Below are 21,693 nucleotides of genomic sequence, written 5' to 3'. Positions count from 1 at the left end.
TCTTCACACTTGCTTGATTAATATGCTGCCAGTGCTATGAGTGGCTATGTTTGAATGAAAGCTAGAGTTTTCAGTGCTTTATTGCTGCTTGTCTATCTATATGGGTGCTCCGGTAGCATCTAGAAATTTCCCCAGAATTAGAAAATCCACAACGTACTTTGGCAAAGCATCTGAGTTAAAACACCAGGTAGATAAAAAAGCTATGACAAGGCGTTTAGCTCGACAGGAGGGGGAAGCCTATACCGTCGGGCGTTATACTGCTGGATAATGAAGGCATTGAAGCGGGAAAAACATTAGAGCTAATAAAAAATGAACATTCATCTATTAGTCATTGAAGATAATCAAGCTATTGCGGGGCAGTTGATCGATTTCTTGACGGGAAAAGGTTTTATTGTCGATTACGCACACAATGGCCGAGTAGGGCTGCAATTATTACGAGAGAATCAATTCGATGTGATCATACTCGACTTGATGTTACCCGATATGGATGGCTTGGATATCTGTGAAACAGTAAGAGCAGAAGTTGATGCTAACGTCCCCATTTTAATGCTGACGGCTAGAGATAGCTTGGATGACAAGATTCGAGGCTTTGATTCGGGGACGGATGATTATTTGACTAAGCCTTTTGAGCTTGAAGAAGTCGCTATGCGCTGTAAGGCTCTGGCGAAAAGGCGCTCTGCGAATCAAAGCGAATCCATTGCTATCGGTGGTCTGCTGGTTGATAGTAAGAAAAAACTAGTCAGCAGAGATGGTCAGTCAATAAATCTAAGCGTTACCGACTTTGCTATTTTACTTGAGCTGGCCAAGGCTTTTCCTTCGGCGGTTAGCAGGAATGAGCTGACTCGAAAAATTTGGGGTGAAGACTTTCCCGATAGCGATGTACTTCGCTCTCATATATACACATTAAGAAAAGCAATTGATAAGCCATTTGAGTACCCAATGATAAAAACCATTCATGGCGCGGGTTTTAGGCTCACAGAAGAATGAACTATAAAGATAAAAGCATTCATAAAGGCATTATTCATCTATTTGTTGGCATCATACTCCTAGTATCGCTCATCTATAGTATCTTGCTGTTGGGCTATTCCTGGATAGTGGAAGACAATATTTTTAATAGAATAGTCACCGAGGAAGCGAACTATATTGAGAAGATCTACAAGGAAGAGAGGAAGCTGGTAGACCCTAGGGCTCCTTTTTTAACCCTATACCCGGGCTGGGATGAGCTGCCTGTCGATATTTATTTGCAGCATTTGAAAGATGTTAATCAGGTTGAATTTAAAAGCGGCGATCGCATTAGTCTATATGTTCACCCCCTAGAAATTGAAGGTGAAAATGCGGTACTGGTAGCGGATATTACGAAATATGAAGTGGGCCGAGATTATCTTCCGGTCGTATCAATGGCCTTGCTGGCCCTATTGGCCGTTGTTGCTGCTTTGGCATCTTATATGGCCTATTACTTGGCGAAAAAAACACTCAAGCCTCTGGAGCGCTTGACTAATAAGATAGCTTCAAACCCCAGCATAGATGATGGATTTTCTGATGAGTTTCCCAAAAACGAAATTGGAATGCTCGCAGAGACTATCGAGCTGAGCTTCAAAAAGACCCAAGAGCTACTCAGCAGGGAAGAGAATTTCACGCGTGATGTTAGCCATGAGCTTCGTACACCAACTACGGTGATAAAAAATGTTATTGCCGAGCTGAAGCAAAACGATACCTTATCTGCAAAGCAGCTAAATTACCTTGAGGATAATACACTTCGCATCGAGCAAATCATAAACACCTTGCTGGCGCTGGCCCGTAATGAGGCAACATTGCTAGAACCTATAAGGTTTATTGATGTGTTAGAAGATGTGGTGGTGTCTCATTTTGAGTTGTCAAAGCATGAGGATTTTACTCTCCAGATGGATGTGTCTGAATCCTTACAGGTATCTGGCAATAAAAATCTTCTTCAATTACTGATTAATAATCTAATCTCCAATGCCATCCATTACTCCTCTGATCATCGTTTAAAGATCTATTCAGACGAGGGTGCAGTTATCATCTTTGAAAACGAGACAGATTATATCCATAAGGATAACCCAATCTCTCCTAAGGTGAAGAGGGAGAGCAGCCAGGGGCTTGGCTTGGGCTTGTTCTTAGTAGAAAGGGTGTGTTTGGCTCTAAATTGGGAGGTGGATGTTGAAGTAAGTAGTGGTCAGTTCAGAATAATCATTAATACCTCTCCCCAGAGTTAATAAGACGACATTTCACGAAATCACGACAAACGCCTTGATATTCTAACGCTTAGTTAATTTAAGCCAGTAGAGAATATTATGCGACCATTCAACGCGATATTAAGCTTTCTAATTGTCTTACTTGTTCCCTTTGCGAATGCAAGTGAGACTTCCAAAAACGTTGGCATCCTTATTTCCAGCTATGGAGAAAAGGGGCGGGAACATCTTAGCTACGATTTAGAAGAGCTAGCACAGGCCTACCTCGTCCTGCATGATAATGGGGTGAGTATTGACCTGCTAAGCCCTAAAGGCGGTGCTGTATTGGTCAAAAACAACAAAGACCAACTGCCTTTTATTCAGCGTTTTAAAAACGAAACTCCCGCCCTAAAGCAGCTTGCCAATACCCTATCGAGTAAAGAGGCCATTAACAAACCCTACGATGCCGTGCTGGTTATTGGTGGTAGTGGCGCCATGTTTGATTTGCCAGTTGATCAAGCTACCCAAGCCTTTCTTGAAAAGCATGTTAATAGCAGCAAGCCAATCGCCGCCGTATGTCACGGCCCTGCAGCCCTAGTTAATGTAAAGAGAAAAGATGGCAGCTATTTTGTGGCGAATAAAAAGGTAAATGGATTTACCAATGCAGAAGAGCGAGCCTTCGGTAGTGATGTGATCGATGATTTGCCATTTCTGCTTGAAGATAAGCTAAAAGAACATGGTGCTACCTTCGTAAATAATGCCCCGATGCTGCCTTATATCTCTGTGGATGGAAACTTAATTACCGCTCAAAACCCTGGTGCCGTCGCCCAAGCTGCAGAGGTTTTGCTAACGAAAGCAGGGGTAGATATTAAAGACCGAAAACTATTCAAAGATGAAGCCACACTGACACTGATCTCTAAAGCCAGAAGCAGCGGCTCTTATCTAATCGATCTGGCCATTAAATCTAAGCCTGAAATGTACGACATGAATTATATGGCTCTATACGGTTTTTATGCTTACGGCCTAGCCGAAGATAAAGCCAGCAAGCTTGTGGAGCTCGATATCATGCAGGCCATTGGGCGTAATTTTGAACACCCAGTATACCTAGCCAAGCTTATTTCAGCGGAAGTTGAACAGGGCATGAAAGCCAAAGCAAAGCAGAACTTTGAAAAGTTTAAAGACCTTTATCCAGATCATGAAAAGATGGCGGATCTTAAAGGCTTAATCAACGGTAAGGCGAAGTGAGATGGCTGTGATCTGCAAAACAAGGTTATCCCTAATGGTACTGCTGTCAGCTTTCTGGTCTTCAGCAGGGGCAGCTGATTGCAGCAAGGAATGCAAATTAAATCAAGTTGAAGCCTATTTCACTGCCTTGGCCAAAGTTTCGCGCCAAGGGTCAAGTATTGAGGATATTGATTCTTTGCTGGAGGCGATGCATGAGGATGTTAAATATATCCATTTTGAGTACGGCGCTGACTTTGATAAAGACAAGTGGCGAAAAGCCTTTATCAGAAATCTCAATAGGAATTTCTATAACAAAACCAATGCTCATCACGCCCGAGTTTTGCGGGCAATCTATGGGAAATCTCACATAGCGGTTGAGTATTCACATGGCGTAGTGAAGGAGGACGGTGTTTGGCATCCTGAAGAGCCTCGGTTAGCCGTATTTGGCTTTAGCGATGGGAAAATATCCTTAGTCGAAGAGCTGTGGTAGCCATAAAGAAATACTCGCATCAACAGAAAATGAACACTAATCAATAACTCTACAAACCATGATGACAAAAAAACTAAATACAGTATTTGCTATGGTGCTGCTGTTTGCACACCTTCCAGCAATGGCAGGCGACAAGGCTGAGCCAGTCATTCAGTTACTGTCCAAAGCTTATAATGCAGACAAATTGAAGAGCTTAAACAGTATAAAAATCTATGATTACAATAAGAGCCTCTGGCCTGGTCAAGATGAAAGTCCTGACTTACCCGATTTCTGGAAGTTAAAAGAAACGCTTTTAATAGACTTTGTTAAACAAAGAAAAAGCCTACTTTCATGGAGGGAGGTACGCACGGTTACCGATTTTGAGCAGTATATTTCATCAAAAGAAGGTGGAAGAGTTTATGATCTCGTCTATCAGAAGTATTTTGATGACAGTTGGTACAACTATAAAAATACCGGGCGCTCCATAGAAAGAAGTAGCGATACTTTAATCGCAAAGCAGTTATTAGAAAATGCAGATCAACTCAGTTTCGATGGGCTAGCGCAGTTTCGAGGTGTAGAGCACTATCAAGTATCGCTGCCCCTATTTGGCAATAGCCCACATCAAATCTTGATTGACTCCCGTACAGGGGTGATAGCAAAAGTTACAGCAAAACACGCCCGTGTTGGCGAATTAGTTTATGTGTTCTCAAACCACAAATCCAAAGCGGGTATCAGTTATGCCCGTGATCTAAGTTATTTTGTGGGTGGCAAAGCCAGAAAGGTATCGATATATAGAAACCTAGATCTCAACCCAGATACCCAAAGTGCGTTTCAGGAGCCGGCGGGCTTTTCTGCTTGGGGTAAGCCGGCAGCTCCGAGTGCTAAGGGCCTACGTCTGCTAGGGCACGGGGTGTATCTAGTGGGTAATGGACGATCACAATCTATATTTGTAGAAGCTGATGATTACTTCATTGCATCAGGTGGCGGACGAAAGCTTGATAAAAACTACCAAAGCTTATTAGCCAAAACCGGTTCGAATAAACCCCTCAAATATGTCGTGTTGCCCCATCACCATACCGAGCATCTTCAGCTAATTAAACCTGCTCTTGCTCTAAATGCCAGCATTGTCACAAGTTCTAACGCTCTTGCGCTTATTAATAAAACCCTGGGTAGGGATATCGGCAAAGAAGAGCTGTTGCTTGTGGATAAGGAGGTAGCACTTGGCGATGTTCGTATTTTAAAGCTTACAACAGCGCATGCGGCCGAAAACCTAGTTCTCTATTTACCTAAGCAAAAGATGCTCTATTCACATGATCATTTCGGAACCATCTATGAGAATGGTACGGCCAGACCGTTCAAAGATATGAAGACTTTTATTGGGAAAGTAAACGAGCTAGAGCTGGATATCGAAACATATATTGATGGGCGAAGCCCAAGGTTACTGTCTAGCAAGGAAGTTAAATCAATTATTGGTCGCTATAAAAGCCCCACCTGTGCCAAGCAATACGATGTTTGCCAAGAAGGGCATATCGATAGCTTGTAGTAGGCCCCAAAACACTACCTATAAAACACATTAATAAGCTCTTCTCATTCTGATTAAGTTTGAAGAGCAGAGTTTTACAGATCACTACTGAGGATCACACAAGTTGATAATATACAGAAAGATACTCGCACTAATCACCATGTTTGCTTCACTGCTTATGTTAATGCCTGCAGCAGCAGAGGCTAAAGCTGAAAGCGATGTAAATACAAACGATACAAATAACAGCATCAAGAACGGCCAAAAAACGGCTTTTGTGGGCGGGCATATAATCAACCCCGAAAGTGGTTCGGTTCTTCACAATGCAACGATTTTGCTAGAAGGCGGAAAAATCTTAAAAGTTCTTTCTAGCAAAGAACAAGTTCCTGCAGGGTTTAAAGTCCTAAACATTAAAGATAAATGGATTATGCCGGGCTTGATCGATGGCCATATTCACCTAGCCCAATCGGGAAGTGCTTTTACGCGGCCAGATACCCTGGATGCAACAAAAATATCACCTTACCAACAAGATCAGCAGTGGCTGCTTGATAATTCCCGCTCGATATTTGAAAGCTATTTGAATATGGGGGTAACAACGATTGTAGATTTAGGTGGCCCTTCGGAATATATGGCTCACCATCGTCAGCTAGCAAGCTATAAGCCATCACCTAATCTATTGATGGCAGGCACACTGCTATCGCCAATGGATATGCCAAAGCTAAGCCTTAATGGAAAAACCTTTAGTAAGGTCGCCACAGAGGAAGAAGCGCTAAATACCCTTAAGCAGCAAATAGCCATGCAGGCCGATATTATAAAAATCGTATGGAGCCAGGAAACAGGAATGACGACAGACGAGCTTTATAATTTATATAAGCCAGTGATCGATGCCGCCCATAAACATAATAAACAAGTGGCCGTACACGTAGAGGATTTGGCCAATGCCAAAAGATCGATTGAAGCGGGTGGCGATATCTTAGTACACGGAGTGATATCCGAGCCTATTGATGAAGAGCTTATCCAATTGATGAAGGCTCGCAATGCCAGCTATATGCCCACCTTATCGGTGACTGCGCATTACTCCGAGATGTTTAAAGGGGCGGTGAGTTTTAATCGCTTAGAGCAAAAACACGGCGACCCAATCATTTTAAATAGCTTTGCAGAGCTTATGGCCAATATTCCTAAAACAGACTCAATGAGCCAGCTGCTACTGAAATACACCCCCTATGTCGATGCACCAGAAGAGGCACTGAAAAACCTCAACGAACAAGAGCGATCGATCGTGGAGCAACTAAAACCAAACTTCGCAAAATCAGCCGTAGAAATCCAAAGCGATAACCTCAAACGCATTATCGATTCGGGCGTAAACATAGCCTTTGGCACCGACGCCGGAAACCCAGGGACACTACACGCCTACTCGCTGCTAGGAGAAATGCGCGAATGGAAAAAGGCCGGCATAAGCAATCAAAGAATCCTACAAGCCGCCACAGCAGGCAATGCCAAAGCCTATAAACTAAGCAATAAAGTAGGGGCCATAGCGCCTGGCTTGCAAGCCGATTTTATCGTCCTAGCAAACAACCCACTACAAGACATAGAAAACGTCTTCACAGCCGAAATGATAGTAAAGGAAGGCCAGTTAGTAGAAGTAACACACTAAATGCAAGCAGAGCTAAACCACAAGGAAGTGGTTTGAAACCCAACTTCAATTAATCCAGCAACCCCCAAGCACCCATCACTCACCCCAGCAACAACTCCCTTGTTTATGGTGATACGGCTAAAGGGGCAACACCAACTGCCCCAGTCAAACATGCTGAGCACTTTTTAATCGTAAGACTAAAAGCAGCAAAACTATCACGAATAAAAGATGCTTTAGATGCCAAATTTCATCAATCTGGTACTAATTTATTAATACGCATGAAAAGTGTGGTAAAACAGTGGTTTATGCACTTGGGCAAGGGAATGCGGGTGGTATTTAAATGGACTCCTTCCTCAATATTTTTTACCCCTAAACTATTAAAGGCATCCTACCCCTTATTTAGGGGGCTGTTTAACACACTGTTAGGAGCCTAGGATAAATATGGATATCGAAGTCGTCAGAAGAGTCTGTTTGGCTCGACACCTATATGGGTTATCTAAAGATCACCTAAATTCTACAAATGATCTGTACCTATTCTCTACAGTAAACTTGTTGCAAGATGCAGTTGAATCATTTCTTTTGGCGCTTTCTGATTTTGTTGAGGCGCAAGTCGATCAGCGAACAACATTCGATAGATACTTTGTTTTAATAAATGAGAAAATAGCCCCTAAAGAGCTTCCATTTAAAACCCAGTTATTACGATTAAATCGAATTAGGGTTGATTCGAAACACTATGGGATTCAACCATCGCGACAGGAAGTAGAAAGGTTAGAAGTGAGTGTTGGGGAATTCTTTTCTGAGTCCTGTGCGTCAATTATGAATGAGAGCTTTGCAACTCTCAGTACTATTGATCTTCTAAATGATGGAGAAACAAAAGACATTTTGCTTCAAGCTAGAGATAAGCTTGAAGCAGGAGAGTTGGATGAATGCGCGATATTTTGTAGGAAATCTCTCTATCTTGAAATAGAGAACAAGTACGACATTTCTGGGTTCAGGGAAGGAGCCCCACCACTAAAAGGTCTTTTAGCCGCATTTAGGCCGTCTAGCTATGCTCCATATTTTGCTAGAAATGCCGACTATATTAAAAAGAATGTTAAATCACCCACCGACTATATAGTTTATGATCAAGCGCACCTGCACCAAGAACTATCAACTTTAAGAGTAGATAGCACTTCGTACTGGAATGTTTGGCGACTTACGCCAAACGTGTATAGGGATAGTGATAAAAACTGGTTTGTGAAAAGAGATTTTGACAAGTTGGATCTGGAGATATTGGCGAGTAAGATTCAATATATTTACGACACTACAATAAATATAATTTTTTCAATTCATAGTGTTAAGAACACTGTAAAAACCGCTGACTATCAAAGGTATCATATTGAGCTAGAAAGGGATGAGGTTAACGTATACGAGAAAGCTGATTGTAATTCTACTGTGTTGTCTGTGACACCGGCCGGCTTAAGAAGTCTCGATTGCGATCACTGTATTTATGGCTTCGATGGTGATGGCCCTTACTGGTATGTGTCCCAGTTCTTTGATAAGAATTTTATCAGTGGTTATATCCATAATGACTCATTACTCCCTCCTGTAATTGATGAACCCATTAAGTTTGGTCATGTAAAATGGTTTGGGGAAGAGCAAGGGTTCGGATTTATTCGAGGAGATGATGGAAATGACTTTTTTGTACATCAATCGGATGTTATCCCTAAGGATGAACTACCACTTAAAGGCAAGCAAAGGGTTCAATATAAAGTGCAAGAATCTTCCAGGGGGCCTAAGGCTATCGAGGTAGATTTAGCCCCTGACAAATCAAGGCAGTAGGATGCCAGCCAAGCTGGCGCTTCTGCTTGAAACGTTGGAACTCCGAGTTAACCAGAATTAAAGGATATTTATGTTAGAAATAGTACTTTCAGTAATTGCCGTTGGAACCGGGCTGAGTAGTCTGTGGTTGTCAAACGAGCAATGGAAAAAGATCAAGTCAAAGATTGGAATGCTAAGTGACGCGGGAAAAGCAACTGAAATTTTGCCCGCTTGGTATACTGAGCGAATGATGGGGGATCAGTGGTATTTTGGATTGGTAACAACTAGTGGACACACGATCGCAATTGGTAATATTTCAGCAATTTCCGATGATGGAAAGTGGATGGACGTGGCCCTTCTTACTTCTGACGAAGCACCTGACAATGAAAATACTAAATTTATTACTGCCGTAGCTGAGGATCGAAGAAGTGCGTCAATTCAAATAGAAAAAATAGTGATGGCTTATGAAATTGTCACCAGCTAGAAAACCTCTAACAAGTTTAGGTAGTCGGTAGTGTGTAATGATTGATGATTTAGAATCGTATCAAGGGGAAATGGCTGAGTTTGCTAAGACTTTTATTGTCCCTATGAAAGAGGCCTCAGACAGAGGAGAGGAGTTTGAACCTGATGGGTATGATGACTTTTATAAGATTTTCAAAGGCTTTACAGATATTTGTGAAACTATTGAGACAATAGAGCTGCTATTGGTATTGGTTGGGTTAAATCCTCCCAGAAGTAAACGAATAAGTATTGACTTATATTTCAAACATATCATCGCGAGCTATATAAGTGAAATTTACATTCTAAAAGAACGTCTAAATTCGTACGCAACGAAAATATCAAGAATGTACTCTAAGGCTGATCCGTCGCTCGATATTAAGGCAGATTTTGACGATCTTTATTCAAGAATAAAGGATAGCCTTGAAGGAATCAATAATACACGAAACTTACATGTACATAGCGAAAGATATTCTGACTTTGATCTAAATTGGTTGTCCTCGTTGAGATTAGTAAGTGAAGTTGATGATTCATTCGAGCTGGCTTTAAATTGTAAATACAAGGAATTGAAGGCTAAATGGAAGAAGCAAGTTTTTGACAATAACAAAGCCATAGCTAAGTTATTAACAAGTTACTTTGACACTATTTTTAGACTAATATCTGTTGATGGAAAGATTGTATTGCCTAAAAGAAAAGACAGGTCTAATGAGGGAGAGCTTGTGTCAGAAGGTTTGGCTGCCCAATGAATAATGGAAAGAAAAGGAGTTTATAATGTCTTCAGAAATAACATCAATATTGGCGTCGGGTCAGTTAGCTAGATTGATTCCGACAGTGGCTGATTCCAAAAAGGAGGAACGAGCTACATCAACCTTGCTGGCCTCGTTTATGGTGGTTCCAAGTTTTGCTACAAGTGTCCTTTCAGATGCTGGTGCTTCAATTGGTAAGCGATCCAAAATTACTTGTTACACTGAGGTGGTATTTAAGTCGGCAGACAAAGGGAAGGGGCCGCGGCCAGATGGTCTGGTAGTCGTTGCTAATGGATCGAAGACTTGGACTGCATTAATTGAATCGAAAATAGGAAATGCAGAACTTACAAACGATCAAGTCGAAGAATACCTGTCTTTAGCAAAGCAGTATAAGATAAATGCGGTAATAACAATTTCGAATCAGTTTGCGACAACTCCTACTCATCACCCTTTGACAATAGCTAAGTCGAAGACAAAATCTGTTGAGCTCTACCATTTTTCTTGGCTTTCATTGAAGTCAAAAGCTGTTCTATTAACTGGGGCCAAGGGGATTGATGACCCAGAACAAGCATATATTCTTAGTGAGCTAGTTCGTTACCTTGATCATGACTCTTCAGGTATTACAGCACTCAATAAAATGCCTGCTTTATGGAAAGACCTTTGCACTGCTGTTCAAAACGGTGTTGCTCTCAATAGAAAAGCAGAGTTTTTAACTGAGTCTGTATCTGGTTGGCATCAACTGCTGAGGCATCTGACACTGAATTTAAGTATGGCTATCGGTCAACCTGTTGATATAAACCTCACGCGGCAGAGGGAGAAAGATGCTGATCTGAATTTTTCAGAAGATTGTGCTTATTTAGCAAAGGAGTCCAGTTTAAAGGCTGAGTTTAACATACCTAATGCGGCATCTAGACTTGTGTTGTCAGCGGATGTACTTAGGAAGGTCATCAATGTTTCGATGAAATTAGAAGCTCCTAAAGACAAAAGTAGGGCAACTGCATCAATTAATTGGCTGACCCGTCAGTTGAAAGGCACTAACTACGAAAACTTATCTATTAGGGCTTATTGGCCGAAAAGAATACCGGAAACAATGGCATCACTGGATGCAGTACTAGAAGACCCATCTGTTCTTATACCACCAAATGTACGAGAGCTACCTACATACTTAGAAGTTGTTCGGGTAGTGGATCTAGGAGCAAGGTTTAAAGGGGCCAAGACATTCGTAGAAGATGTTTCTACTCAATTCCCGAAATTTTATCATGATGCAGGCCAGCTTCTGACCAAGTGGGTTGCCCAGGCTCCTAAGATAAAAGAGAAAAAGCAGGAAGAAGAACCATCAATTCCGACGATATTCTCAGAAGTTAGAAATGTCACGCAGTTTGAAGCTAGTGATTCACCTGAGAATGTAACTGAAGAGTTGAATGTCTAAGTCAAGGGCGCAAGGTCTCTCCTTGTAAAAGCCCCAATGTAGCTTTTAGCTTTGACGGTTGCTGGCCAGGAACCGTAGAGCAGCATGGATGCTGCGAAGTCGAGCGCCCTTGGATGGTTTAAGCGTGTTCCAGGCTAGCAATCGTCAAAGCTGAAAGCGGTCAGATTCCCTCAATACTCCAAAACACAACATTTCTGTTCTCCCTCTTAAACAAGCGCTCAAATTTCGACCATTATAAACACCACCAATACCAGGCTATTTGCGAATTATTATCAAATTTCCTACTTCATCCATAGCCAATCATGTACAATCCTGCGCCGTTAACCCAGTAATGGTCACTGGTTAACCGCAAGTAAAGAGAAGTAGGAAGAGAGCAGGATGACAGCCTTTGTACGTAACGCTGCCCTTTACGGCAGCGTATTAAGTGTTGCCGCACTAAGCAGCAGCCTAAGCTTGGCCGCTCAGAATATCGCTGAAAAAGCCAATAGCGCAGCCAACAAGCAAGATAACTCAAAACTAGAGCAAGTGATTGTTCAGGGCGTAATGACCGCCAACAATCAGCCAGTGGGCACCTATAGCTCACCGATATCCAATTTAGAATACGATCCGCGCATTGATTTGCAATCGCGCAATATGGCCGAGGCCCAGGCCGATGTCACCATTCGTGGCGGTATCTTTGAAAGCACCGGCTTTCGCATCGGTAGTGCCACCTTGATCGACCCGCAAACTGGTCACTATTTTGCTGAGATCCCCATCGCCCCAGAAATGTTGAGCAAGCCCGATGTCTTAACCGGTGCCGATAACGCCCTGTATGGCGTAAACAGCTCAGTGGGCAGCATCTCTTACGCCTGGTTGCCGGTGCGTGCTGGTGGCAGCGTATCGGCTGCAGCAGGAAACAATGCCTTAAATGTACAGCGCGTACACAGCGCCATGACGACCGAGCTGGAATCTGCAGAAGATTGGACCTTGGGGCTAGAAGCGGAATATTCCCGCTCAGAAAGCGATGGCAGTATCGAGCACGGCGATCACGATTATGATCGCGCATCGGGACGTGTTCAGTTATTGGGTGACGATTCTCAAACCGATTTATTTTTTGGTTATCAGAGTAAATTCTTTGGTTGGCCTAATATGTACACCCCGTTTGGCGTAAACGAAACCGAAGATTTGGAAACCAAATTGTTGATGTTTAACCATCAGCAAAGCTATGGCAGTACAGCTAAGGGCCAACAGAATAGCTTTGAAGTTTCGGCTTATTATCGCCGCAATAGCGATCATTATATTTTCTCACGCGAGCGCCCAACGGCTTTCCAAGCTTTTCATAAAACCGCAGTAAAAGCTTTGGCCGTATCGGGTCGTCATGGTTTGGATGAAGCCTTAGCCTTAAATTATTCGGCGCAGTTTACGGCCGATTCTATTGATTCCACCACGCTTGAGCAAAACTTCACCTCGCGCCGTTATATGAAGTTAAGTGTATTGCCTGAATATCAAATTGCACTGCAAGATGATCAGCAATTAAAACTGCGTTTGGGGGCAGCTTTTGATAAAACCAATCGTGATGAATCCCAGGTTTCGGCCATTGCGGATATTCACTGGTTAATTAATCACAGCGATGCCAGCTCTGAGACCTTTTATTTATCCTATGCTGAAGCTAGCCAAGTGGTTGGCTACACCGCTATTGGTGGTAGCGAAACCGGTGGCTTGTTCCGCAGCAACCATGATCTTGGCCGTGAAAGAACCAAAAATCTAGAGCTGGGTATGGTGCTAGATCGCCTTAGCTGGAGCCTAGATGCGGCACTGTTTTATCGTTGGGATAATGAGCTGACCGATTGGACTTTTAACTTCGATCGCACATCGGCACGCTCGGCCAATCCAGTGGATATCGAAACCTTAGGCTTAGAGCTTATCGCGACCAAACGTTTTGATACGGCCGATATTGTGGCCAGCTATACCCATCTAAATAAATCGGAAGATTATGGCAGTGCTGATGTGGATGCCAGCTTCTACGCCTTAAACTACCCAGATCACCGCTTTACCCTAGCGGCCATTTGGCGCCCAATGGATGGCATCGAGCTGCGTATCGATAACGAGTGGCGCCAGCAGCAGGAAAACGCCCTGCGCAATGGCGATGACGATGCTTTCTTCACCCATCTAACCGCTAGCTACTTCCCCGAGCAGCTAGAAGGCTTAGAGGTGAAATTTGCCGTGGATAATCTATGGGATGAATCCTTCGAAGAAGTGCCGGGTACACCGGGCCGTGGCGATCAGTATTCGCTAGGTGTGACTTATCGCTGGTAAGTTTATATAGCTGATGACAGTGTGAGCTAAAGGCAAAGCTTTTGTTTTTAGCTCACGTTTTTGCTTTTTTTGATTCTTTTTCTTTTTTAAGCCTTTGTCTATGGCTCAGTCCATGGCTGCGAAAGTACTTTAACTCTCAATAATAGATTTTAGAAAACTCTCTATGCACTATCTTGCTATCACCTCTCTGATTTGGGCTTTTTCCTTCGGCTTAATTGGCAATGCCCTAAAAGGTATTGACCCATTGCAGGTAGCGGATGTGCGCTTATTGTTGGCGCTGTTGGTGTTCTTACCCTTTTTAAGGTGGCAGCAAACTAATAAACAAGAAAAGTGGCAGCTTATTGCCATTGGCGCTATTCAGTACGGCGTGATGTATACCTGCTTGCTGTCTTCGTTTCGTTATTTACCTTCTCATTTGGTAGCGCTGTTTACGGTATTAACCCCGCTGTATATTGTGATTATCGATAGCTTGCGTAAGCGTTATTTTTCTATTGATTATGTATTGGCGGCAGCTTTATCGGTGGCGGGTGCCGCGGTGATTAAAGCGAAAAATACCGAAGGTGCCGATATTTGGTTGGGCTTTGCGCTAATACAAATAGCTAATTTGGCTTTTGCTTTTGGGCAGGTGGCTTATCGCGATTGGAAGCAGGCTCGCCCAGAGCTAGCCCATAGTGCCGTCTTTGCTTGGTTGTATTTGGGTGGGGCTTTATTCACCGCCTTAGCCGCTGCACTTATCTCTGGCAAAGGGCCAATTCCTCTTGAGGCGAATGCACAGCAATGGGCGGTATTGCTCTATTTAGGCTTGGTGGCTTCGGGCCTTGGCTTTTTTATGTGGAATAAGGGCGCTACTTTAACCACTACCGGCATATTGGCGGCCTTTAACAATGCCGTAGTGCCGCTGGCTATGTTTGCTTCGCTGTTTATTTTTGCCGAAGCAAAAGGCGGCACGCTAGAAGAGCTAAGCCGCTTGGGCTTGGGGGCGGCTTTGATAGCCTTTGCTTTATTGTTGGGGCGTCGCAGGCATAGTGGGTAAACTCTATGTTTAAATGCTTAACCAAAGGCTGTGCAAGCTAACTGCCAGCGTATTAGCTGTGCTTGTGTGTGACTTCTCATAGCTCATGTGATTGGCGGTTGAGATGCCAGATCACAGCTTATAAACCTACCCACAAACGTCCTTCCGGGCTCCACGCCTTCTGCTATTTGATCTTTTTACCGTCTTTTGGGCTTCTAAGCTTCATCTATTCATCCAGCGAGATTGCCTCAGCATTCATATATTAAAAATCTTCCGGCAGTTTTTTTTCTATTGTCTAAGCTGAAAATAGAGAAATCAGAAAATAATATGGATCAGACAATTAAAACAGGTGATATAGAGTATGGCTGCAGACAGCGCTAGATATATTACAAATTCACTGCTTATCAAAATTGGCTTATTGTTTATCTTGGCCGCTAGCTTACGAAGCGGTTTGCTGCTTGCTCAGGGCAAGGATGGATTGGTGCTAGAAGAGGTCGTCGTCACCGCACAAAAACGGCCTCAAAATAGTTTGGATGTGCCAATCACTATTAATACGTTTTCAGCGGATGATATTGCCAATGTGGGTGCAAGATCTATTGTCGATATACACCGCTACATCCCAGGTTTAGAGGTAAGCGAGAAGGAGCTAACTCAGACCGAGGTTTCTATAAGAGGCATCAAAGGAACCAATATTAGTACAGGAGGGGATCCTTCTGTCGCTACCTTTTTTGACGGTTCTTATATTCCAAGGGCTGCTACTACGATCTCCTTCTCGGATATTGAGCGTATAGAGGTTCTTAAGGGGCCCCAAGGTACTTTATTTGGTCGTAACGCTGCAGCTGGTGTTGTGAACATAATTCCCAATGCTCCAGATGCCGGAAACTATGGTTTTGTTACGGCACGTTTAGGGAATCTCAATCTTCGCCGCTTAGAAGCAATGGCGAATGTCACGCTAAGCGATGGGGTATACCTACGTGTCAATGCGCTCAGCAATCAGCGCGATGGGGTTCTAAATAATATCGGAGAAGGTGGGGATCCAGGTGGGCAAGATAATTCTGCTGCAAGGGCTGCTTTGCTATGGGAAGTGGCCGATGGACATCGCCTGAGTATGAGTTATGACTGGGATAAAATCGATCAATCGGCCCCTCAAAGTATAGGGATTGGCCCCTTTGCAAATAATACTAACCCGTTTGTAGGCCCAGTTAATAATGATGTGCGAAATGGTGGTGAAAAGCGGGATATGCAGGCATTTGGCATCAAGTATGAATACGCCATTAGTGAAGCCGCCGCTCTTAAGTTTTTAAGTAGCTACCGAGAGTTTGAGACGGCAAATAGGCTTGATGATGATGGAACGGCAGATATATCACGCTATATTGATACCGATAATATCGAAGATTCAGATATTTTCTACAGTGAGATTCAGCTTAATTATAATGCCGACCAATTTACCTTGGTTGCAGGGCTTAATTATAGCCAAGAGGATATCCAGCAGATAATCCCAGTCACTCTAAGCACAGATGCATTTATGAGTTTTCAGGCTGGCCCAGCCATTCTTAATTTGGGCGGTGAAGATCTATGGGACCCCGAATTTTGGTCGGCGTTTTCTTCGGAATTCACAGGCGGGACGCCGTTAGATCAATCTCAAGAAAGCTACAGCTTTGTCATTGATGTTTTAAGAAACGCCATAGATCCCAACATTCCGCCACACTTCTTTGCGCCAGCCACTTCAGGAGATCTGTACACCGAAAGCATATTTAATAAAGGTGATTTTAAAAATTACGGCGTGTACGCCGACATTGATTATCAACTTAGTGAAAAGCTTAATGTGGCTTTTGGTTTACGATATAGCGAAGACAAGAAAAGCTTCAGCTGGTATATCCCTTTAAGTGATTATGCGCAAGACAATCCAGATTTACAATTGTACAACTTGTTCTTCGGGCAAGTTGATCTTACGCAGGCTTCTAAGAAGTGGTCAAAACTAACCGGTAGGATTCTAGCAAACTACAGAATAACAGAAGAGTCTATAGTATATGGCAGCTACTCAACGGGTTATAAATCGGGTGGCTATGATTCTCTAGAAGTTGCTACCGCGCAGCTGCCTATCGCTCCGGAAGATGTTAAGAATTTAGAGTTGGGGGTAAAGGGTGATTACTTTGACGGTAATCTTAGGGTTCAACTGAGCTTTTATGATTTGCAGGTTGATGGTAGTCAGCGAACTATTCTTGGGCAACGGCCACAAGATGCAGGTGTCATATACTACATCATCAATGGAGATACCCATAATAAAGGTATAGAGCTTCAACTAGATTGGTTAATTACACAAAACCTTAAGTTTGGCCTATCGACCTTTTATGCCCGCAACAGCAGTCAGTTTGATGATTATTATAATGCTTTAGCAGAGCTTATAGAGTCTCAGGAAGTGAAACAAAACTTCTCATTTGCTGATAATTATACGGTTCAACTTGATTGGTATCCTAATAGCGGTATAGGGGATGTTAGGGTACATTTGGATTATACCTTTAATGCCGATACACTAAGGGGAACACCTGATTTCTTGGAAGAGTTCTCCGCTGTGCCCGCTTATGGTGAAGACAGAGAGAGCCTCAATGCGCAGCTAAGCTGGTTTGACGATTCAAGAGTATTAGAGATTTCGATTTGGGGGCGAAACCTTAGCGATAATAAACGGGTGACGAACATAGGTGGTTTAGGCATTAATACTATTAATGCCCCTGTTGCCAGCATTGATGATCCTAGAACTTATGGGCTTAGCTTGAAGTACAACTTTTAAATTAAAATACATTTGAAACTGGAAGTTCAAAGTCGATGGTTGAGAAGCATAGTGTAATAAGCTTTAGCTTGTACAAGTTGGCGTTCTTTCTAGTCGCAATCTCAATATCTTATTCAGCCTTGTCCTCAGAAACCACTGGGAGTCTGTTTGACTTGGCTGAACCTAGCTTTATAAAAATCGATACGGGCGATAAAGAAGTATCCATTCTGCAAATGGTGAAGTCGGATAGTGGTCGTATATGGTTTACCACGTCGATTGGTATTTATTACTACGATGGCTACGACTATAAACCACTGGATTTCAAAGACAGCCAGGGAAACGAATTTAAAAATTACAATGCTATTTCTATAGTCAAAGGCGAGGATAATATCCTCTGGGTGGGTACTTTATCTCAGGGTATATTTAGAATTGACGAAGAAAATAGGGTTTTTAAACAGTATAGTCACGACCCTAAAAACCAATCTAGCATGCCGGATGGCCGCGTCTGGGGCATGCTTCTTGATGGTGATGCAGGGCTTTGGATCGCCAATAATGAAGGATTAATTTATCTAGACTTTAAAACTGATCAATTTAGACAGTTTCCAATCTCGAAAGATTTTATCAATACCGCCGTACTTGCTGTTAAGTTCGATCAGCAGGGTAATCTTATCTTAGGCACATCTGGCGGGCTTCTAAGCTTTAATATTAAAACCCATAAAGCTACTAGAATAAAAACAAGCAATCAGGTAGATCTTAGCAAATTGTATATCCCAGATCTTGAAGTGGATCAACAGGGGCGAGTATGGATTCCCACAATGAGTGCGGGAGCTTATCTGCTTAATACTGATGGCTCTGCCAAGCATCTTGGAGACTACGGATGGGTTCAGGATCTGAAATTTGTTGATGATGAAGTGTGGCTGGCCTCTGGTGCTCGCGGAGTGGTTGTTCTGGATTTTGCCAGTGGCGATTATAAACGAGAGTACCGTGCCGACCTGTATAGGCCAAAGGCACTTGGTGGCGACGATTTTTCTGAAATATATGTAGATGATATGGGGCTTGTATGGATAGCGGGTTGGCAATCGTCCCTTTGGGTTGTCTCGCCCTCAAGAAAATACTCCCGCTCAATATTATATAGCCCTGCGAAATCCATACCTATTGCAAAAACTGATATCAGCTCTGTTTTGGAAACAGACGATGGTGAGCTCTGGGTTGCAAGTCGAAGCCTTGGAATCGATGTCTATGATCATAACAATGGGTATATAGGAAACTTATCGACATCGTCAGAGCCCAGTTTACCCAGTAGCGCCATCGAATCGATCTATAAAAGTAAAGACGGATCTATATGGATGGTCACAAAAAAATCTGGTGTCTGGGTATTCAGAAAAGATGTGAAGTCAGTATTGGCGAATGCGGATGGTAAAGCAGCTTGGGGCAAGACTGAGTGCTTAACATCTGGAGAGTCGATGAACTTCGGCCTGCCAATTATCCAAGAGGTAGTGGATGGTGATGTCCTGCTATTTTCTATGGAGGGTGTTTTTCGTTTTCATTTAATCGCAGACGGAAACTGCCAACTCAAGGAAGTTCACACTGATACAGACCGTTTAATCTTAAGTGGGACAAGACTAACTGACAACTTATCTGTATTAGTGGATTTTGGTGATGTTTATAGTTTGTCGAAAGACGAGTATAAGGCTCACAAAATCGATGTTGTGGTGAGTGGAGATAAAGAGAATTACTCGCCAGAATTTGAGGTGGTTTATTCAACTGAAGCCGGAAGTGTTTTTTTCTATACCGGCGACGAGCTGTATGAGATGGAACGGTTTGAAGATGACACATTGTATCTTCAGAAGGTTTACGAAGGGGCTCAGAACCCAGCTATTCTTTATGAAGATGATATGGGTAACACTTGGGGCGGTGGCGGATATAGGATGGCCGGAGAGAAAGCTATTTACCCACTTATGGAGGCCGATGGGCACATCCCTGAAGCTGGTGATTTTAAAAACGTTATTTATTCACAGCAGGGCTTGGCTATATCCGCCTATGCTCGAGGTCTTACACTCTTTAAATTCTCCGAGTTCGAAATGTGGGATTTGGAGCCTCCGCCTTTAAGAATACAAGGCGGAAGCATTAATGGTAAAGCCAGTGATCGTATCCATAAAAATTTGGTTCTCGAATCCGGTGAGCATGATTTTACAATTGATTTTGCGGCACTGGATCTGATAACAGCGGACAAAATACGTTATCGCTATCTGCTTGATGGATATTCATCAAATTGGACTGAAGTGGATTCTACTCGCCGATACGCCAGCTACACGAGTTTATCGCCAGGTGATTATAGCTTTCGCCTTCAATCGACTAATCGCTACGGTATATGGTCAGATAATGAGTTGGCTTTAGCAATAACGGTTCTGCCGGAATGGTATCAAACATGGCAGTTTAGGGTTTTTGCCATTATTGCTGTTTTACTGTGTTTTTACTCATTTTACCTGTGGCGATTGAGTTACTACCGTAATAAAAAAGCAGAGTTGGAGTTTCTTGTCGGTGAGAGAACAGAAGATCTTGCTAAATCAATGGAGGATTTGCGCTCAACTCAAAGCAAATTGGTTCTGGTTGAAAAGCAGGCCGCTCTTGGCCGCCTGGTTAGTGGGGTTGCGCATGAGATTAATACTCCATTGGGCGTTATAAAAATGGCTTTTTCGACAAGCCGAGATGCAGCTATGGAGCTGTTCAAAGCCTTCGGAATGGAAAAAATAGAGGATGTGGAAGTTAGCTCAAGGCTAAAGAGATTTAATTCAAGCGGAGATATGGTCTTCGGAAATTTGGATCGCTTGGCTGCACTCGTAGGCAGCTTCAAGAAAATATCGCACGCTGATGATGAGTGGAAGCGTCGTGAGTTCAACGTGTATTCGGTGTTAAATGACGCTTGTGGCTTAGTAATCAAAAACCATGTTGGAAAAGATATTGATATATCTGTTGAAGTCGATAAAAACTTAGTTGTTAGTAGTTTCCCTGAATTATTAATAGAGGTGGTTTTAGAGTTGCTTAATAATTCGATTATGCATGCTTATGAAATCGGCTCTTGTGGTGTTATAAAAGTTAGTATCGAGCTTTTGCCAGAGGGTGGCGAAGGGGAAGGAGTTCTGATTTTAAAGGTTATAGATGATGGTCAAGGGATGAGCCGTGAGTTTATTAAAACAGTATTTGATCCATTTACATCTATAAACCCTTCCAATTTGGGCTTGGGCCTACATATATTGCTAAACCGAGTAAGCAATGTCTTAAAAGGTGAAGTTAGCTGCGAGATTCTTGCAAATGGTGGTACAAGCGTTACCGTAACAATTCCGAAAGTACCGTATAGTTTTGAGTCTAATGCTCCTTAAAGCGTGATAAATAATTCTTTAAACTGATTTCATCAGACGCTTCAAAATGCGCATTGGCGCCGGCCAGTTTTTGTATTCTGTCGATACGAAAGCTGCGGTAATCGTCGCGTAGCTCGCACCAGCTTACTAGCGTCCATACCTTACCCCAATACACTAAGCCCAAGGGCCAAATAATGCGTTTACTGGCGGCTTGTTTTTCATCTTGATAATGAATCGTCAGCTTCTCGCGTTGCTTGATGGCTTGGCGCAGTTCTTGGCTGTATTGGGTGCTATTACCGTGCTCAAAGTCCGGTACGATCAGGGTTTCTTCAGCTATGCTGTGCAAGTAGTGCTGGCGATCGGGCAAAATGGCCTTGATTTTATCCAGTGCTTGGTCGGCCGATTCTGCCAGCCCTTTATCACCCCAGGCCTGCACCATGCGCACACCCAGTATTAGGGCTTCTAGCTCTGATTCATTAAACATAAGCGGTGCCAATGTACTGCCCGCCTGTAACATATAGCCAACTCCGGCTTCACCGCTAATGGGCACGCCTGAGAGTTCGAGCGCCTGTATATCGCGATAAATCGTGCGCTCTGACACATTCAGCTTGTCAGCCAAAGAGGCGGCCGTAATGGCGCGTCTTCGGCTTTGTAGTATGGTCAGTAGTTTTAGCAGGCGTTCGGCTTTATTCATGGCTTAGGGCAGTGTTAGCGGGCCTGATTATTATTGCTAGGGGCGCGTAGCCAAGCATG

General features: G+C 43.1%; 15 protein-coding genes. 14 read left to right on the top strand and 1 reads right to left on the bottom strand.

The features are described 5' to 3' along the window. Window positions 1-309: 309 nt before the first annotated feature. The 14 genes from Q1A41_RS11980 to Q1A41_RS11915 all read left to right on the top strand — a co-directional run bounded on the left by Q1A41_RS11980 (window position 310) and on the right by Q1A41_RS11915 (window position 20,961). A complete protein-coding gene (locus tag Q1A41_RS11980) occupies window positions 310-987 on the top strand; it encodes a response regulator transcription factor (RefSeq protein ID WP_299979095.1) in 678 nt (225 codons plus the stop codon). Then, window positions 984-2,234: a HAMP domain-containing sensor histidine kinase gene (locus Q1A41_RS11975; RefSeq protein WP_299979093.1), complete on the top strand. Its 1,251-nt coding sequence runs from the start codon at window positions 984-986 to the stop codon at window positions 2,232-2,234. Before Q1A41_RS11980 ends, Q1A41_RS11975 begins: the two co-directional genes overlap by 4 nt. A gap of 78 nt (window positions 2,235-2,312) precedes the next feature. Beyond that, window positions 2,313-3,434, top strand: coding sequence for a type 1 glutamine amidotransferase domain-containing protein (locus tag Q1A41_RS11970; RefSeq protein WP_299979091.1), 1,122 nt, complete (start codon window positions 2,313-2,315; stop codon window positions 3,432-3,434). A 1-nt stretch (window position 3,435) separates the two neighbouring features. Further along, window positions 3,436-3,903 carry a hypothetical protein gene (locus Q1A41_RS11965; RefSeq protein ID WP_299979089.1) on the top strand — a complete coding sequence of 156 codons (468 nt, stop codon included), beginning with the start codon at window positions 3,436-3,438 and terminating at the stop codon, window positions 3,901-3,903. Between the two features lie 61 nt (window positions 3,904-3,964). Next, entirely contained in the window at window positions 3,965-5,425 is a 1,461-nt protein-coding gene (locus Q1A41_RS11960; protein WP_299979088.1) for a hypothetical protein, read from the top strand. A 103-nt stretch (window positions 5,426-5,528) separates the two neighbouring features. Then, window positions 5,529-7,055: an amidohydrolase family protein gene (locus Q1A41_RS11955; RefSeq protein ID WP_299979086.1), complete on the top strand. Its 1,527-nt coding sequence runs from the start codon at window positions 5,529-5,531 to the stop codon at window positions 7,053-7,055. A 420-nt stretch (window positions 7,056-7,475) separates the two neighbouring features. Beyond that, a complete protein-coding gene (locus Q1A41_RS11950) occupies window positions 7,476-8,855 on the top strand; it encodes a cold shock domain-containing protein (protein WP_299979085.1) in 1,380 nt (459 codons plus the stop codon). A 70-nt stretch (window positions 8,856-8,925) separates the two neighbouring features. Continuing rightward, entirely contained in the window at window positions 8,926-9,318 is a 393-nt protein-coding gene (locus Q1A41_RS11945) for a hypothetical protein (protein WP_299979083.1), read from the top strand. Window positions 9,319-9,355: 37 nt separating this feature from the next. Continuing rightward, window positions 9,356-10,078, top strand: a complete 723-nt coding sequence (locus Q1A41_RS11940) for a hypothetical protein (protein ID WP_299979081.1) — start codon at window positions 9,356-9,358, stop codon at window positions 10,076-10,078. Between the two features lie 25 nt (window positions 10,079-10,103). After that, window positions 10,104-11,507 (top strand): hypothetical protein, encoded by a 1,404-nt coding sequence (locus Q1A41_RS11935; RefSeq protein ID WP_299979079.1) that lies wholly within the window; start codon window positions 10,104-10,106, stop codon window positions 11,505-11,507. 378 nt (window positions 11,508-11,885) lie between these two features. Then, window positions 11,886-13,802: a TonB-dependent receptor gene (locus tag Q1A41_RS11930; protein WP_299979077.1), complete on the top strand. Its 1,917-nt coding sequence runs from the start codon at window positions 11,886-11,888 to the stop codon at window positions 13,800-13,802. A 163-nt stretch (window positions 13,803-13,965) separates the two neighbouring features. Beyond that, a complete protein-coding gene (locus Q1A41_RS11925; RefSeq protein ID WP_299979075.1) occupies window positions 13,966-14,835 on the top strand; it encodes an EamA family transporter in 870 nt (289 codons plus the stop codon). Between the two features lie 340 nt (window positions 14,836-15,175). Continuing rightward, window positions 15,176-17,602 (top strand): TonB-dependent receptor, encoded by a 2,427-nt coding sequence (locus Q1A41_RS11920; RefSeq protein WP_299979074.1) that lies wholly within the window; start codon window positions 15,176-15,178, stop codon window positions 17,600-17,602. A 152-nt stretch (window positions 17,603-17,754) separates the two neighbouring features. Beyond that, window positions 17,755-20,961 (top strand): sensor histidine kinase, encoded by a 3,207-nt coding sequence (locus Q1A41_RS11915; RefSeq protein ID WP_299979072.1) that lies wholly within the window; start codon window positions 17,755-17,757, stop codon window positions 20,959-20,961. Here the strand turns inward: Q1A41_RS11915 and Q1A41_RS11910 are convergent. Beyond that, window positions 20,948-21,634 (bottom strand): YafY family protein, encoded by a 687-nt coding sequence (locus tag Q1A41_RS11910; protein ID WP_299979070.1) that lies wholly within the window; start codon window positions 21,632-21,634, stop codon window positions 20,948-20,950. The genes Q1A41_RS11915 and Q1A41_RS11910 overlap by 14 nt on opposite strands. Window positions 21,635-21,693: the final 59 nt, after the last annotated feature.

The sequence above is a fragment of the uncultured Pseudoteredinibacter sp. genome (assembly GCF_947502065.1).
In the GTDB taxonomy this organism is placed as follows: domain Bacteria; phylum Pseudomonadota; class Gammaproteobacteria; order Pseudomonadales; family Cellvibrionaceae; genus Pseudoteredinibacter.
This window is presented reverse-complemented; position numbering and strand designations above follow the sequence as displayed.